This window comes from Lentzea kristufekii, assembly GCF_033949925.1.
In the GTDB taxonomy this organism is placed as follows: Bacteria; Actinomycetota; Actinomycetes; order Mycobacteriales; family Pseudonocardiaceae; genus Lentzea; species Lentzea kristufekii.
In genome coordinates this window covers 24,149-41,084 of record NZ_JAXAVV010000021.1, presented here as the reverse complement: position 1 = coordinate 41,084, position 16,936 = coordinate 24,149, and the positions used below count along the sequence as shown (strand labels likewise).

Genomic DNA, 16,936 nt, shown 5'->3' with positions numbered 1-16,936 from the left:
GCACACGTTATACGTCTTGGGTGGACAGCAGGTGATCTGCCCGGCGCAATGCTTCTGCCGCTTGGCGAACAACTTCCTCAGCGAGTTCCGACGGCTGTTCGACGTGCACGTCACCGCCCAGCCCGAGGAGCAGGCGAACCATCCAGGACGGGTCGTCGTAGCGCATGAGGACACGCGTGCGGCCGTCCGAGAGCTCGGCCGAGTGGTCGACCGGGTAGTACTCGGCGACCCAGTGCGCGTCCGGTTCGAGAAGCAGCACGGCGACCTTCTGGTCGTCCCTGGGGTGGAACAACCCCTCCGACGTATCGGTCAGCTGGGCGTGCGGAGGAGGCGACGACGGCTCGTCGAGCACCCGCACGTCGTCGATGCGGTCGAGCCGGAACAACCGCACGCCGAGCGCCGAGCGGCACCATCCTTCGAGGTAGCCGCGCCCTTCGACGAGCAGCAGACGCATCGGGTCGACCACTCGGTCGCTCATCGCATCGTGCGACTGTGAGTAGTAACGGATGCTCACCGCCCGTTCGCGCTTCACGGCGTCCTGAACGGCGGCGCGGACCTCAGCTGTCTCCCCGCGCTCGAACGCGCCGAGCCCGACGACCATGCCCGCCGGCTGCGCCTTGCCGACCGCCGCCTCGATCTTCGCCAGCGCCCGCTGCACCGCGTCCGTGTCGACGACGCCCGGTGTGTCCGCCAGCGCGCGCAGCGCGACCAGCAGCGACGCCGCCTCGGCCGCGGTGAGGCGCAGCGGCCGGTCGAGGCCCGCGTCGAACGAGACGGTGATCGTCTCGCCCTCGAACGACAGGTCGATCAGGTCGCCGGGCCCGTAGCCGGGCAGCCCGCACATCCACAGCAGCTCGAGGTCCTTGCGCAGCTGCTTGGGCGTGATGCCGAAGTCGGCCGCGGCCTCCTTGACGGTGATCGCGGGCCGGTTGAGCAGGTACGGCACGAGTGCGAGCAGCCGCGGCAGCCGTTCGTTCGACGCGGTCACCGCGCTCCTTCCAGTGCGCCCTGCAGGCGGTCGCGGACCGACTTGGCCAGGACCTCGGGCTCCAGCACCACGACGTCGGGCCCGAACCCGGCGAGCCACTTGGCCGCCGAGTCGGGGAACTTCAGGTCGATCTCGACGACGTCGCCGCCGTCGCGTTCCTCGACGACCTTCGCGTGCCGCCGCAGGCCCTGTGCCCGGCCCTTGGCCACCCAGATCTTGGCGGGCGCCGTGTGGTGCGGATCGGCCTGCGTGCGCGCGATGAGGCTCATCAGGTCCGTGCCCTCGGGCACGGTGAAGGCGCCGGGCTTGCCGACGGTCCGGACCGCGCCCACGACGCGGGAGAGCCGGAAGCACCGCGTGTCGTTGCGTTCACGGTCCCAGCCGACGAGGTACCACTTGCCGCGCCACGCGACCACGCCCCACGGTTCGACCGTGCGTTCCTTCTGCCCGCCCGGCGGCGGCTTGCGGTAGTCGAACGAGACGACCTGCCCCGCCTGCACGGCCTGCAGCAGCGGCGGGAACGCGGGCTCGTTGGCCCGCACCTTGGGCTCGACGGCCGCGGGCGTGTCCTGGTCGACGTCGACCCCGGCGGCCCGCAGCTTGATCAACGCGCCGTGCACGGCGCCCGTGAGCTGCGGCGAGTCCCACAGCCGGGCGGCCAGCGCCACGGCGGCGGCCTCATCGGGTTCGAGGTCGATGTCGCCGAGCTCGTAGTCGCGCCGCGCGATCCGGTAGCCGTCCTCCGCTCCCTCGGCGTTGGACTGCCGCCCGGTCTCGAGCGGCACGCCGAGGTCACGCAGCTCGGACTTGTCCCGTTCGAACATGCGGAAGAACGCCTCGTCCGTCGGCGCTTCGTGATAGCCGGGGACGATGGCGCGGATGCGCTCCGCTGTCAGGTACTGACGGGTCGACAGCAGGCACAGCACCAGGTTGACGAGGCGTTCGGCACGTGCGATGGCCACGGACAGACCCTAACGCGTGCGCGCACCGAAACCTCATCACCACCTGTCGTCAACGGTCCGTTCAGAACAACGCGCGTAACTCGCGGACCAGTTCGACAGGTGCTTCCTCGGCCATGTGGTGGCCGCAGTCGAGGGAACGAACCCGCACGTCATCGGCCCATTCGGCCCAGATCGCCGACAGGTCGCCGTAGAGGTCGCCGAGGTCGTCCTTGGCCGACCAGAGGGCGAGCACCGGACACGTGATCCTGCGGCCCGCGGCCAGGTCCTCGTCGTCGTGGTGGCGGTCGACCTCCAGCCCTGCCCGGTAGTCGCCGCACATCGCGACCACGGTCTCGGGGTCGTGGATGGCCCGCTGGAAGTCGGCCCAGTTCTCCACGCCCATCGCGAGTGGCGTGTCGTGGTAACGGCCGCCGTACCAGAGGTCGGGGTTCTCGTTGATCATCGCGGCGGCGAGTTCCTGCCGGGCCAGGAAGAACCAGTGGTACCAGGCCTGGGCGAACCGGTCGTCGCAGCGGCTGAGGTGGGCACCGATGGGCAGTCCGTCCAGCACGGCCAGGTGCGTGACCCGGTCCGGGTGGTCGAGCGCCAGCCTGATCGCCGCGGCGGCACCGCGGTCGTGGCCGACGACGGCGAACTCCTCGTGGCCGAGCCCCTGCATCAGGTTCACGAAGTCGCGGGCCATCGCCCGTTTCGAGTAGTCACCGGGTTTGCTGGATTCGCCGTAACCGCGCAGATCCGGGCACACGACGGTGTGGTCGCCGGCGAGCAGTGGCGCGACCCGGTGCCAGGTGGTGTGGGTTCGGGGGTGGCCGTGCAAGAGGAGGACCGGTGGCCCTGCACCACCGGTCCTCACTCGCAGATTGGCCTCGCCAACGTCCCTGCAACGCAACGAGAATCCGTCGAACACCTGCTTCGGCTACCCCGCGCGGGAGCGGCCGACACGTGCTTTTTCGCCAGAGGCCCGGCGGGTGTTACACCGCGACGACGATCTCGGACTCGGGATCGTGGCGGAGTTCGCTCGTACCTGCGACGACGACGGTCGCCTGGCGCCACGGCTGTTCGCACAGCAGGAACGGCAACTCCTCGGCCAGCCACGCGCCGACGTGCCGTCGCTGCTCGGCGGAGTCACCGTCGCGGGCGGACAGCCGGCGTTCCTGCTCGTCCAGGTCGCCCTGCACCCAGATCGAGGCGTCGATCCACGGAGCGCACTGTTCACGGATGATCCCGGTGCCCTCGACCCACACGACGTCTGCCCCGGACGCGACGTGGATCGCGCCGGGGCGGTCGTGTTCGGCCCAGGCCACCGGCCGGAACGCCACCGCCTCGCCCCGGTGCAGGGGCACGAGGACGTTCTCGACCAGCAGACCTCCCCAGTCGAAGTACGCGTGGTTCCAGGCGACGTCGTCGGTGTGCACCACCTCGGACCCCGGGACGAGGCTCCGCAGCCGTTCGGCGAGAGTGGACTTCCCGGCACCACCGCGCCCGTCGACGGCGACGACGAGGGGACGCCCGGTGACGCCGGGCGCCTCCTCCCGCAGTCGCCGCACGACGTCGGTCAGTTTCGCGACCCGCCACTCCGAGGCCTCGGTCTCACCCGGATGCAGACGCAATCCCCGTCCCCTCTCAGGTGCGGCCGACGCGTCCCTTCTCGCCGGCTGCCCAGCACGTGTGTCCGACGCAGTCCACGGTGTCGAAACTTCCCGTGTCCGCGATCTTCCAGGACTTGCCGTCCTTGCTGGTGTCCGTCCCGGACGGACCGACCGCCACCAGCCCGTCGCCGCGGTAGGCGATACCCGACCGGTAGCCGATCGGCGCCTGCTCGCCCGCCGTCCAGCCGCGCCCGTCGTTGGTCGCGAACGCCGGCGTCGGATCGGTCGGCTTGAGGTAGTCGCCACCGATCGCCACTCCGCGCCAGGGCGTCTTGAACGCCACCGCGAACACCCCGGCCGCCTCGCCGGAGGGCAACGGCACCTCGCTCGCCTTCCACGACCGGCCGCCGTCGCGCGACTCCAGCACCCGTGCCTTCGCGCCGCCGCCGGTCGCGATCCACGCGTGGTTGCCGCTGGTCGTCACGCACTGCCCGGACGCCGCGAACGCGAACTCGCCCGGCAGCGCGTCCGGCATGCCCTTCGGGTCGTCGACGTGCCACGACCGTCCGCCGTCCCACGTCCGCAGCACCCGGAACTTCCCGTCGACGGGGTCGCTCAGCGCCAGACCGCGGAACCGGTCGAAGAACGCCACGCAGTCGTAGAACGCCTTCGGGTCGGTGTTGCGGAACTCCTCCCACCAGGTCCTGCCGCCGTCGGACGTGCGGTAGATCCGCGACGACTCACCCTCCCCGATCGACAGCGCCACGGCGTTGCGCGCGTCGAAGGCCTCGATGTCGCGGAACTCGAGCGCCTCGGTGCCGGGCGGGCCGACCGACTCCCACGTCCGTCCGGCGTTCACGGTGCGCAGGACGGTGCCCTTGGAGCCGCTCGCCCACGCGACCTGACCGGACACGGCGGACAGGCCGCGCAGGCGGGCGTCGGTGCCGGTCGGCTTCAGTTCCCAGTAGGTGTCCGTCGCCGACGCCACCCCGGGAAGAACCAGAAGTGCGGCGAGTGCCGCCGCAATGATCCTCATGCGGCCACTCTGGTCGAGCCGGTGATCGCTTCCTACCCCCGATCGGCGGTCAGGGCGCGATCCGGGCCAGGTCCACCCTGGACCCGATGGTGAGCTTGCGGTAGATCTGCCGCAGGTGGAACCCGACCGTGTGCGGTGAGATGAAGAGCTCCTTCGCCACCTGGCGGTTGGTGAGGCCGTCCGCGACGAGCCGGGCGACCTTCTGCTCGGTGCCGGTGAGGCTGTCCCAGCCGGTGCGGGGCCTGGGTTCCGGCTCCTGGTCGTCCTGGCGTCTCACCGTGGCGCGGCGCCGCCGGACGCCGAGCCTGCGCAGGGTGCGGCGCACTCGGGCGGAGTCGAGCTCGGCCTCGATCTCGTCGTAGCCGCCCAGCGCGTTGTTGAGTTCGAGGACCGCCTGCTCCCGGTCGGTGTCGAGGTGGACGGCCGCGATGTCCTCCGCGAGAGAGGCTTTCGTCCACGGGTCGGTGCACGTGTCGCGCAGTTCCGCCAGCGCGGCGGTGTCCTGTTTCACCAGTGCACGGCCGTGTGCGGCCGCGACGACCACCGACTCGTGCTTCGGGTTGGCACGGGCGAGGTCCTCGGCCGTGCTCGCGAACAGCTCGGCGAGGGCGTGGTCGTCGGCGGCCAGGGCGGTGCGCACGCACCACGCCGTCGCGGTGGGTGCCTCCATCAGCAGTTGCAGGCACAGCCCCGGGTCTTCCGCGAACGGGCGGATCTCGTCGATCGCCGCCGCCGCGCCGTCGCCGGCCGCGGCCACCTGACCCGCGATCAGCCGCAGCGTCACCGCGCACGGGTGGGGGTGCCCGGCGGGGATCGACTCCTCCAGCCGGCGCAGGCCGTCGGTGGCGGTGACCAGATCGCCGCGCCGGAGTGCGCAGAGCACCAGCACCGCGCCGAGCTGTGGCTGGAACAACGGCATCTCGGCGATCTCGGAGGCCGCGAGACCGGTGGTCGCGGCCGCTTCGGCGGCGGCGAGGTCGCCCTGGGCCAGCAGCACGGCCGCGCGCAGCGTGAGCGGGACCGAGGTCATCACGCCGGTTCCGTGCGCTTCCGCCGTGCCGCAGGCCTCGTCGACCGCGGCGAGGGCCTCGTCGAGCCGGCCGAGCCTGGTGAGGATCCACACCTTCGTCCACAGTGGATCGCTCTGCCAGATCCTGGTCAGCTCGTCGCGCACGGCCACGGCCGCCTCGGCGGCCTCGATCGCCACGTCGAGGTCTCCCTCGCGCCAGCTCGCCATCGCCCGCACGGTCAGCGCTGCGGCCAGCACGTCCGAGTTGAACTGGCCGGACTGCGCCAGCACCTGGTCCGCCATCCCGATCGCCGCGCCGAGGTTGTGCAGCGACAGGATGTTGAGCAGCAACAGCTCCGGCGACAGGTCGTGGCCGTCGGCGGCCGCCTCGGTGACCTCCAGGCCGACGGTGCACACCGTCGTGGCGTCACCGCGCAGCATCTGGGCGATGGTCTGCCAGGTGCGCAGCACGGACGCCGACTGCACGTGGCCGGGGTCGTCGGGGTGCAGCAGGTCGCGCGCCAGCTCCACCGCCTGGCTGAGCCTGCCCATCCGGACGAGGGCCGCGGCCGCCGTGACGCCGAGCGCGATCCGGTTCGGCTCGCCCTGTCCGGTGATCCTCAGGCCGTTGATCGCGAGCGCCGCGGCCGCCTCCGGAGACTCCGGCAGCAGGGTCTGCGCGGCCGAGTCGACAGCGCTGACGGCCTCCTCGTCCCCGGTGCGTGCGCAGTGCACGAGATGCACCGCGACGGCGACGGCGTCCTGGTGCTCACGGCCGAGCAGCATCGTCACCGCCTGCCGGTGCAACGCCGACCGCATCGGCTCCGGCACGGAGCCGAGCACGGCCCGCCACACCGGTTCCCGGTGGAAGACGAACTCGGCACCGCCACCGCGCAGGAACCCGGCCGCGAGCGCTTCGCGCAGCGGCCGCAGCAGCACGGCCACGGGCTCGCCCAGCATCTCCGCCAGGTCCTCGGGGGCGAAGCCGCAGCCGAGCACCGCCGCGACCTGGAGCACGTCCTGCGCCTGGGGAGACAGCGCGTGCAGCCGCTCGCCCATCATCCGCCGGAACGACCACGGCAGTCGCCCGGCCGGTTCCGGTGACACGGCGCAGGCGATGCCGCGCTCCATCGGGCCGGCCATCAGCCGGGCGACGTCGCCCACGACCTGCACCTGGTTGTCCCGCACCAGGTCCAGGACGGCCTCGACGACCTGCAGCGGGGTCGTGCCGGCGCTGTTGACCAGTGCGGCGACGTCCTGGTCCGGCACCGCGCCCAGCACGTCGGCGGCGATCGCCAGCGCCGCGTCGTCCGTCAGTGGCGTGAGTGGCTCGAGCCAGTCGCACGGAAGTACGCGCGCCATGTCCTGCAGCATCACGCTTGCGGCCGTGGCGAACTGTTCGGCGTGCACGGTGAGAAGCCAGCACACGGGCAGATCTTTGAACTTGGCCATCACCGTGCTCACGGCGCCCAGCACCGACGGCGGCGTCCGATGAGCGTCGTCGAGCGTGACCAGCACCGGTCCGTGCCGGAGCCGCTGGGCCAGCCGCGGCTCGATCTGGGCGGCCAGCGCGCTCACGCTGACCACGTGGGGGTGGTCCGCCCGGGAGCCCTCCGCCGGAAAGGCGCCCGGCGACAGGTCCAGCGAGGAGAAGCCGCGCAGCGCGGCCAGGGACGTGCCTTCGGCCACCAGCCTGGTGTTGCCCGTGCCCGCGGGGGACGCCACCACCAGCATCCGGGCCTGCCGGGACTCCGCCACAGCCTGAATGAATCGCTTGGTCCTCCGAGTTTCCTCGTCACGTCCGCGCAACGGGAGCGATACGGGCAGATCAACCGACTGCTCCCACGCCGCGAGATTCTCACCTAGAGGTGTGCACGACACTTATTTTCCCTGTCCTATGAGCACAGTGGGGAAAGATGAAAAGCGAACTTCTACGGCTCGAATAAATCTGGCTCGCGCAGCCAATCAAGACGCGGATGTCCACTCGGCGTGCGACTCACCGGCTCCACCCGAAAACCTCCCACCTCGTCCGCTGGGAGACTCGCGCGACGTCACCCGCCATGTCAACACCCGTGAGAGATCGCGAACAGGCGCGTTCTTCCAGCACCGCTCCACGACCTGCCGCAATCACCGCGTGGAATTCCACTCCCCCGTCGGACGATGCCGACAATCGTGACCAGCACGATCACGGCCTGATCACCGGAAGCACGCCGGGCCGTCGCGATCGGAATCCGAGGAGAGCGCTCCCATGGGGACGGTGTCCGAAGTGGGCCCCATTCGAGACGCCAGACGCCGGTCACGTCACCGAAAATCCGAGTGCCGCGCCCGTTCACACGGGATGCGAGTTGTGAAATGTCCGGCCGGGCAGCCGCCCGACTCGGTGGCCGCCTGTGCGGAACAAACGTTTGCAGCCGAGCGGATCAGTCCCGGACCCGCCGTGACGACAGTGCCCGGGAGGCGAAACGAGACGCTCCGCGCACCGCCGCGCCGACGAAGTCGGGGTCGAACGCGGAGACGTGACCCATGGCCGCGATCGCCGCGACGACCGTGCCGGCCGCTCCGACAACGGGTGCGGCAACGCCGAAAAGACCGATTTGCCATTCTTGTCGTTCGTGGGCGATTCCAGTCGCGCGGACCAGGCCCAGTTCCCGCGACAGCGCCGGCCTCGTCGTGATGGTGCCCGGCGTGAACCCGGGCAGCGGGATCGGCCGTCCGGAACCGCCGGCGAGCAACACCTTCCCCGCCGCGGTCGCGTGCAGGGGGAAGTGGTCGCCCAGCGCGGACGCCAGGCCGATCGAGCGCCGGTCGTGCACGAGGTCGACCACCTCGGCGTCGCACTGGCGGGGCACGACCAGCACGGCGACCTGCCGGGTCGCGCGGTGGAGGTCGCTCAGGCACCCGACGAGCCGCTCGCGGCCGGCCTGGCCGAGCGCGGGCCGCACGCCGAGCCTCGCCAGGTAGCGGCCTCCCAGCCGGTACCTGCCGCGGTCGATCTCCGCCAGCCCGGCTTCGCGCAGGTGGGCGAGCATCCGGTAGGTCGTGCTGCGGGGCAGGCCCGTCATCCGCCCGAGCTCGGCGCACGAAGCTTCGCCGCCGCTGGCCGTCAGCGCTCTCAGGACCGTGAGGACCCGCGCGGCGGTGCGGCGCGCGTCGGGATCGCGGTGCCCGGCCGGAGCGGTCACCGCGCCAGCTCCAGCGCCGCCACGTGGGCGATGCGCCGCAGCTCGGTGGCGGCGTGCTCCGGCCGGAACGAACCCGTCCTGCCGTGCACGGACAGCGCGGCGACCAGCGACCGGTGCGGCCGGTGCACCGCGACCGCCACACCGGTCACGGAGTCGTTCCACTCGCCGTGGTCGAAGGCCACTCCCCGGCGGCGCACCAGGGCCAGTTCCGCTTCCACGGCGTCCCGCCGCGTCAGCGTGTTCGGGGTGCGGGACTCGAACACGGCGCAGTCCAGCGGCTCGTGCCGGGATGCGAGCAGGATTTTGCCCGGAGCCGTGCAGTGCAGCGGCAGCCTCGAACCGGGTGCGATGGTCAGCTCCGCCGCCCGGCCGTGCAGCCGCTCGACGACCAGGGCGTGGTTCCCGTCCAGCACGCTGACCTGCACCGTCTCGCCCGTCACCGCCAGGAGCTCTGACAGGCACCCGACCAGCACCCGGCGGTCGGCGGCGGGCAGGGGCACCACCGGCGATCGGTCGCCCAGCCGGTACAGCCCTCCCCTCTTGGCCACGAGCCCCGCGCGGACGAGGAACCCGAGCATGCGGTGCACGGTGGTCCTCGGCAGGCCGGTCGCCTGCACGAGCTCGGCGAGCGAACTGCTGGTGTCCCGGTGCAGGAACGTGCGCAGCACCATCAGCACCTTGGCGGCGGAACCATCGCTCTCACGTGAGCCGTCGACGAGTTGTGCGCGCATCTGTTCTCCCCGGCGGACCGGTCCCGCGACCGGCCCGCCGATCTCCGTCAGCGCAGGGTCGCCGGAAGAACGCTCATCCGGCGGATCATCCACTCGGATTCCCACTCGTACGGCGTGGTCGTGCTCAGCCGGGCCTGCGGGAAACGGCGCAGGAACCCGCTCACCGCGATCTGGGCTTCGAGGCGCACCAGCGACGCGCCGATGCAGTAGTGCATGCCCAGGCCGAACGAGAGGTGCCCGTGCCCGCCGCGCGCGGAGTCGAAGCTGTCCGCCCCCTCCCCCGGTTCCCGGTTGGCCGCGGCGATGCTCACCTGCACGGGGGCGCCCTTGGGAATGAGGTAGCCGCCGAGCTCGATGTCCTCCAGCGGGAAGCGCCAGGTCGGGTGCGGGAACGGCGGGTGCACGCGCAGCGCCTCCTCGATCCACGACTTGATCTCGTCGTCGGTCTTCGGCCGCTCCTCCACCGGACGCCGCAACGCCTCGAAGAGGGACGCCGAGATCAGGCTGCCCGTCGTCTCGTAGCCCGTGATGATCATGCCCAACGTCCACACGATCACCTCGCCCTCCGTCACGGCGGCGTCGATGCCGTTGGAGGACGCCAGAAGCCCGGTGATGACGCCGTCGCGCAGCGGTGCGGGATCGGCCACCCAGCCCTCGACCGCGCCGTACAACGCCCGCACGGCAAGGGTCCTGGCCTCGTAGTCCGACGAGTAGAGCATCACGTCGGTGATGCTGCGCAGCTGCCGTTCCGCCTCGTCGGGCAGGCCCAGCATCTCGGAGATGAACGCCAGCGGGATCTTGTGGGTGTAGTCGGTGACGACGTTGACCTCGTTGTCCCCGAGTGCGCCGCGCTGTTCGAGCTCGTCGAGGAAGCCCTCGACCTTCACGCTGACGCGCTCGCCCCACTTCTCGGTGTTGCGCGGGCTCAGGACGGGCGCGTGCAGCCGCCTGATCCGCGCGTGGTCCTCCCCGTCACTCATGATCATGGCCCGCGCGTACTCGGGTGGCGGCTGGGAGCCGACCATCAGGCCCGGCTGCTTCATGAACTCGGGCACGAGGGTGATGTCCTTGCCCATCTTCGGGTGCGCGAGCGCGACCTTGACGAGCTCGCGGTCGCACACCACCCACGCGTGCTGCCCGAGGTAGGGAATCCGCACGACCGGGGCCACCCGCGCGGCGGCGAGCAGTTCCGGCATGCAGTCGAAAGGACCAGGATCGATGGGCATGGTCGTCTCGGGGGCCTGCAGCCCCGTGTTCGTCGTCCCGTTCAACGTGCGATACCTCCGGTGGGAATCTGGTCCTGGAAAACGACAGCGGACTCGATCAGGTCGGCGGCCCGCTTCGGCGCGTCGCTGTTGTTGAGGTCCACCGCGATCTCGGCGGCGCGACGCCGGTAGCGCTCGTCGGTCCGCACGGTGGTGACGGCGGCGCGCAGGCTGGACTCGGTGACAGCACGGGGTTTCACGACCACGCCGACGCCGGCGTACTCGACCCTTGCCGCCACGTCGGGGTTTTCCTCCGTCGCGGGAACGACGACCAACGGCACCCCGTGCGCGAGAGCGGCGTTGACCCCGTTGTAGCCGCCGTTGGTCATCATCACGTCCACATGCGGAAGCAGGTGGTGGTACGGCACGAACCGTTCCATCCGGACGTTGCGCGGCAACGGAAGCAGCCGCTCCACGTCCAGTTTGCTGCCGGTCGTCAGCACGACGAGGACGTCTTCGTCGGCGAGAGCGCGCACGGCGGGCACCAGCATCCGTTCGACGTCGTTGGCGGTGGTGCCCTGCGTGATCAGGACGACGGGCCGGTCCCCGGACAGCTCGTCCCACCACGACGGCGGGTCGAAGTGCTTCGGTGCCACGCCGAACAGGCCGCCGATGAAGTGGGTTCCCGGCGCCAGGTCGCGGCGCGGGAACTCGAACGACGCCACGGACCCGACCAGGTACAGGTCGGGGTATCGGGAGATGTTCTCCATCGCCCTCGTCTTCAACCGGGGCAGCCCGACCTGCGCGCGCACGCGGTCGGCTTCCGCGCGCAGGTCCCGCATGGACACCTGGTCGCCGGCGAACCTCAGCGCGGCGTTGCGCAGGCGGTTCCACGGGTTCGTGCTCGGCCCCAGGCCCATTCCCAGCGGCCCGGTGTCGCGGCTGCCCAGGATGTAGATGGAGTTCGCCAGCCACACCAGGGGAATCCCCGTCTTCTCGCTGGCGAAGCAGGCGCCGTAACACATGTCGTCGGCGAGGATGCGGTCGGCGGGAAACCGTTCCAGCAACGCCAGGATGTCCGCGAGCTGGCCGGGTGCGGTGCGGTAGAAGATGTCCCGGACCCCGACCTTGAAGCTCTTCAGCCCGGCCAGTCCGGCGTGCTCGGGAAACGCCTCCTCCCGGCTCCTGCCGCCGAAGTCGAGCCCTTCGGTCATCGGCTCGAAGCGCGCCCCGGTCCGTTCGACCTGTTCCCGGAAGACCTCACCGGTGTACCAGCGCACCTCGTGACCGCGGCGCGTCAGTTCGGTGGCTATCTCGAACAGGCTGACAACATGTCCTGGGGCCGGTGTCGTCGCGATCAGCACTCGGGTCAACGTCGCCTCCAGCGGCTGCTCCGGGGTGGCCGCTGAGCGGCTCGCGTCAGCATCGCCCTGTTCACGGCGCTGTCCGGCGTGTCAAGACAAACCCCGCGCGGTTGCGCAGGGGCCGGGCGGCTTCCGCCCGTCTCAATACCGCTCACGGACCTGCTAGGCCGTTCCCGACCGGCTCTGTCGGGGGATACGGGCGCACCTCCGCCGCGCCAACAATGGCGCCAGATCAATTCCTTGCCCGCCGCTAGCGCACCGGAAGGAAGTCCGCGGTGACAACGCTGCAAGAGGTCAACGGGCTCGACGCCATCGGTGAGAGGAAGAACGTCACCGTCATCGGCGCGGGTGTCGCCGGGCTGGTGACGGCTTACGAGCTGGAGCGTCTCGGCCACCAGGTGGAGATCGTCGAGGCCGGCGACAGGATCGGCGGACGCGTCCACACCCACCGCTTCACGGGCGAGGGCGAGGGCGAGGGCGAGGCCGGGCCGTTCGCCGAGCTCGGTGCGATGCGCATTCCTTCCGCACACCGCCTGACCCTGCACTACATCGCGGAACTCGGCCTGCAGGACCAGGTCCTGCCGTTCCACACGATCTTCTCCGACGACGCGGCGTACCTGCCGAGCTCGTCCGGCTACCTGCGCGTGCGCGACGCACACGACGTGCTCGTCAACGACTTCGCTTCCGGAGTGCCCGCCGGGCGCTACCGCGACGGCACCCTGCTGTTCGGTGCCTGGCTGGACGCGACCATCAGGGCCATCGCGCCGCGCCAGTTCTACAACGGCATGCACGGCGAGATCGGCACCGGTCTGCTCGACCTGGTCGACGAGGTCGACCTGACGCCGTACCGCCGCGGCCACAACGGCACCATGATCGACCTGCACGCCTTCTACGCGGGCAACCCGCGCATCCGCTCGCTGGTGCCGCCGCACCTGGAGCGCTTCCTCGACGACGTGCTCGACGAGACCAGCTCCGACATCGTGCGGCTGCGCGACGGCATGGACCTGATCCCCCGCAGCCTCGCGGCCCGCCTGCTCGGCAGGATCACCCTCGGTCAGGAGGTCACCGGGATCGAGGTCCGCGACAAGGACGTGGTCCTGAACCTGAGGCAGGGCACCAGGTCCTTCACCAGGATTTGCGACTACGTGGTGTGCACGGTGCCGTTCACGGTGCTGCGCGGGATGCGTCTCAGCGGGTTCGACGACGAGAAGCTCGACATCATCCACGAGACGAAGTACTGGCCCGCCACGAAAGTCGCCTTCCACTGCCGCGAGGCGTTCTGGCACGAGGACGGCATCCGCGGCGGCGGCTCCTTCACCGGCGGGCACGTGCGGCAGACCTACTACCCGCCCGTCGACGGCGATCCGGCGCACGGCGCGGTGATGCTCGCCAGCTACAGCATCGGTCCCGACGCCGACGCGCTGAGCGAACTCACCGAGCAGGAACGAATCGCGCTCATCACCCGGGAACTAGGCGTCATGCACCCCGAACTGCGCCGCCCCGGCATGGTCCTCGGCGTCGCCGCGAAGGCCTGGGGCGAGCACCGCTGGTCCCTCGGCGCGGCGACGATCCGCTGGGAACAGGACTCCGCGCTGCGGGAGGCGCAGCGCCGCGAGGCGACGAGGCCGCAGAAGGGCCTCTTCTTCGCCGGGGAGCACTGCTCGTCGAAGCCCGCGTGGATCGAGGGCGCGATCGAGTCGGCGATCGACGCGGCGCACGAGATCGAGTGGTGCGAACGACGGACGGGCGTGGCGTTCCCCGCACGCCGCCTCACCCGCACGGAGAAGTCCGCATGAGCGTCTTCGACCTGCCCAGGCTGCACTTCCGCGGTGTCGCCTCCACACGCCTGCCGACGGGGCCGCGCAACGGCCTCGTCGACCTGGCGACGAACACCGCCCTGACAGCGGACGGCGAGCCGTTCCCGGTGCACCGGCCGCCCGCCGAGTACCACGCCCACCTCGACGAGACGGGCCCCCGGTACGACAGCGCGGGCAGCGAGACGCCCGACGGGCCGTTCAGCGCCGCCAAGGGCCGTGACTTCGCCGGCAACGGGCACTTCTCGATCAACGCGCAGGTCGTCAGCACCGAACGCGTGGCAGGCCGGCCCGACACGGCGGATCCGGTGGTGGGACGGGCCGTCGACTTCTGGGGCCACTACAACGAATACCTGGCGACCACGGTCAACCGGGCGCGGATCTTCGACGTGGACCCCGCCTCCGACTGGACGACGACCCTCATGGTCGGCCAGGTCGGCTTCGGCCGCGACGGGCGGTCGCACGACGTCGGCTACATGGCGACCGGTGCGGTCAAGGGCTTCTCGCCGCCGCGCTGGCACGCCACCGGACGTGGCTGCGGGCACTGGCAGCTGGGCCGCTCGGTGGTGCACCAGTTCGTCGTCACCGACGAGGACCTGCGCTGGCTGGACGAGGTAGCGGTGTCGCCGGTCGCGCGACTTCTCCAGGAGGCCGGGACGGGTGGTCTCGTCGTGCAGTTCGCCCTCGACGGCCAGTCCGCACCACAGGCACCGGATCAGCCCTCCCAATGGCGTTTGCACGGCACGATCGCGCCGTGGCGGCCCGGGGAGCTGCGCACCTACCCGGCCGGACGGCTGCTCGTGCCGGATCGCGGCACCCGCAACCGCATGGGCAACCTCACGGTCGGGACCTCGCCGGGCAAGGTCGTGCTGAACATGATCACGGCGCCCGCACCGGCGGCCGCGGCCCGGGACCTCGAACTGCGCACGGTCCGCGACGACCGGCTGGTGGCCCGGATCCCTTCCGCGGCGTACACCGAGGACGCGGCACTGACCGCCGGTGTGGTCACGGTTCCCGGCCTGCTGTCCGAAGAGGACATCGCGGGTGACGCGTTGCAGATCGTCGCCTCGGACGGCGTGCTCCTGCTGCGGGAGCAGGAGATCAACCTCCAGGTCGACGACGCGAGCGTGTTCGTGGAGCACCCCCGCGGCGCCGATGACGCCGAGCACGACGTCGAGGTGGCGGTGCGGTCGTTCGTCCGCGGCCGTCCCGCCCCGGTGCGCGACATCGCGGTCCGGCAGTTCACCAACCCGGCGGCCCGTCCTCGTGGCCCGGTCGACGCGGTCGTCTCGCTCGACACCGACGTGCTCGAGACCGACGAGCGCGGTCACGGCCGGTTCACCATGCGCGGCAAGGCGGCAGGCACCGCACGGGTGCTGTTGACGGCCGAGCCGGCGCCCGCCGCGCTCGACCACGACAACGACGACAAGCTCGGTTTCTGGTCCGGTGCCGGGTACCTGAGCGTGCGGGTGCTGCCGGACGACTGGCACCTCGACGACGTGGAGCAGGCCGACTTCGACCTCGTCTACCGCGAGGTGTTCGCCTACTACGAACACCTCTTCTCCTTCATGGACAAGGAGGTCTTCAGTCTCGCGAACCGCAGCCGCACCGAGACCTACGCCAAGTTGATCTGGCAGATGTGCGATCCGCAGAACAAGACGAAGACCTACTACATGCCGCCGACGCGCGATCTCTCCGAAGCGAAGTCGCGGCTGTTGCTGAAGTTCCTCCGCACCCAGCAGATGCCCGGCCACCTGCTGCTGCCGGCCGAGACGACCGTGCCCGTCCGCAACCGCATCGCCACGCGCGGCCGGTTGGTCGAGGTCCTGCGGGAGGCGGCCCTGGTCGAGCTGGCCGTCATGCTGCAGTACCTCTACGCGGCCTACTCCGTGCCGACCTACGGCGCCGGCGCGGAGTACGTGCGGCTCGGCCTGTGGACCCCCGAACAGCTGCAGCTCGCCTGCGGTGACGGCGGGGAGACCCTCGACGAGGGCATCCGCAGCATGCTGCTCGGCATCGCCCGCGAGGAGATGATCCACTTCCTGCTGGTCAACAACATCATCATGGCGCTGGGCGAACCGTTCCACGTGCCGCGGGTCGACTTCGGCACCATCAACCACGAACTGCCGGTGCCGCTGGACTTCGCGCTGGAACGGCTGGGCCTGGGCAGCGTGGAGCGCTTCACCCGGATCGAGAAGCCCGAGCACCAGGTCGGTGATCTGCGGCCGCGCGACGGTGAGCCCCAGGCGCAGCGCCAGGAACACGGCTACGCCTCGTTGAGCGAGCTGTACGCGGACATCCGTGAAGCGTTGCAACAGATTCCCGGCCTCTTCCTGGTGGACAAGGGCAGGGGCGGTGGCGAGCACCACCTGTTCCTGCGGGAGTCGATCAACCACGAGCACCCCGACTACCAGCTGGAGGTCGACGACCTCCCGAGCGCCCTGTACGCGATCGACGTGATCACCGAGCAGGGCGAGGGCGGGGTGCTCGACGAGGACGCCGTCGAGGACTCCCACTACACGTCGTTCCTGCTCATCGGTGAGCTGCTGCGCAAGGCACCGGTGACGGGCCCGCACGGCGAGCTGTGGAACCCCGCGTACCCGGTGGCCCGCAACCCGTCCCTGAACCCCGCGAGCCCCGCCGCCGAGGCGGTGACGGACCCGGACGCCCGCACGGTCATGCAGATCTTCAACGAGTCGTACTTCATGGCCCTGCAGCTGATGGCCCAGCACTTCGGCGAACGCCCGGACGCGAGCCTGCGCCGGTCGGACCTGATGAACGCGGCCATCGACATCATGGCCGGGCTGATGCGCCCGCTGGCCGAACTGCTGGTGACCCTCCCCTCCGGGCGGCGCGGCACGACGGCCGGGCCCTCGTTCGAACTCCCCGACGTGCCCGCCGCGATCTCACGGCCGGACGTGGCCCGGCGCTCGATCGCGATGCGGCTGGACGACATCGCGGCCCAGTGCGCCAAGTGCGCCCTCGTGCCCGCGCGAGTCGGCGAGCTGAGCACGTTCTGGGCGGACCACTTCCGCGCCCAGGCCGGAGGGCTGTGA

General features: G+C 70.8%; 12 protein-coding genes. 2 read left to right on the top strand and 10 right to left on the bottom strand.

Features of this window, described 5'->3' with window-relative positions; genetic code table 11:
- Window positions 1-7: 7 nt before the first annotated feature.
- The 10 genes from SK571_RS34025 to SK571_RS33980 form a co-directional block, all read right to left on the bottom strand.
- Complete coding sequence (locus SK571_RS34025; protein ID WP_319988212.1) at window positions 8-988, bottom strand: helix-turn-helix transcriptional regulator; 981 nt, start codon at window positions 986-988, stop codon at window positions 8-10.
- Window positions 985-1,950 carry a helix-turn-helix transcriptional regulator gene (locus tag SK571_RS34020; RefSeq protein ID WP_319988211.1) on the bottom strand — a complete coding sequence of 322 codons (966 nt, stop codon included), beginning with the start codon at window positions 1,948-1,950 and terminating at the stop codon, window positions 985-987. The genes SK571_RS34025 and SK571_RS34020 overlap by 4 nt, the downstream gene beginning before the upstream one ends.
- A 61-nt stretch (window positions 1,951-2,011) precedes the next feature.
- A complete protein-coding gene (locus SK571_RS34015; protein WP_319988210.1) occupies window positions 2,012-2,803 on the bottom strand; it encodes an alpha/beta fold hydrolase in 792 nt (263 codons plus the stop codon).
- Window positions 2,804-2,921: 118 nt separating this feature from the next.
- Window positions 2,922-3,560, bottom strand: coding sequence for a uridine kinase family protein (locus SK571_RS34010; RefSeq protein WP_319988209.1), 639 nt, complete (start codon window positions 3,558-3,560; stop codon window positions 2,922-2,924).
- A gap of 13 nt (window positions 3,561-3,573) precedes the next feature.
- Window positions 3,574-4,575 (bottom strand): beta propeller repeat protein, encoded by a 1,002-nt coding sequence (locus SK571_RS34005; protein WP_319988208.1) that lies wholly within the window; start codon window positions 4,573-4,575, stop codon window positions 3,574-3,576.
- 49 nt (window positions 4,576-4,624) lie between these two features.
- Window positions 4,625-7,342 carry a helix-turn-helix transcriptional regulator gene (locus SK571_RS34000; protein ID WP_319988207.1) on the bottom strand — a complete coding sequence of 906 codons (2,718 nt, stop codon included), beginning with the start codon at window positions 7,340-7,342 and terminating at the stop codon, window positions 4,625-4,627.
- A 662-nt stretch (window positions 7,343-8,004) separates the two neighbouring features.
- Window positions 8,005-8,766, bottom strand: coding sequence for an IclR family transcriptional regulator (locus SK571_RS33995; protein WP_319988206.1), 762 nt, complete (start codon window positions 8,764-8,766; stop codon window positions 8,005-8,007).
- Window positions 8,763-9,497: an IclR family transcriptional regulator gene (locus tag SK571_RS33990; RefSeq protein WP_319988205.1), complete on the bottom strand. Its 735-nt coding sequence runs from the start codon at window positions 9,495-9,497 to the stop codon at window positions 8,763-8,765. Before SK571_RS33990 ends, SK571_RS33995 begins: the two co-directional genes overlap by 4 nt.
- A 47-nt stretch (window positions 9,498-9,544) precedes the next feature.
- Entirely contained in the window at window positions 9,545-10,768 is a 1,224-nt protein-coding gene (locus SK571_RS33985) for a cytochrome P450 (protein WP_319988204.1), read from the bottom strand.
- Window positions 10,765-12,066 carry a glycosyltransferase gene (locus SK571_RS33980; protein WP_319988310.1) on the bottom strand — a complete coding sequence of 434 codons (1,302 nt, stop codon included), beginning with the start codon at window positions 12,064-12,066 and terminating at the stop codon, window positions 10,765-10,767. The genes SK571_RS33985 and SK571_RS33980 overlap by 4 nt, the downstream gene beginning before the upstream one ends.
- A 275-nt stretch (window positions 12,067-12,341) precedes the next feature.
- On the opposite strand from SK571_RS33980, the gene SK571_RS33975 reads away from it, so the two are divergent.
- Window positions 12,342-13,862 (top strand): flavin monoamine oxidase family protein, encoded by a 1,521-nt coding sequence (locus SK571_RS33975; RefSeq protein ID WP_319988203.1) that lies wholly within the window; start codon window positions 12,342-12,344, stop codon window positions 13,860-13,862.
- Window positions 13,859-16,936 carry a ferritin-like domain-containing protein gene (locus SK571_RS33970; RefSeq protein WP_319988202.1) on the top strand — a complete coding sequence of 1,026 codons (3,078 nt, stop codon included), beginning with the start codon at window positions 13,859-13,861 and terminating at the stop codon, window positions 16,934-16,936. Before SK571_RS33975 ends, SK571_RS33970 begins: the two co-directional genes overlap by 4 nt.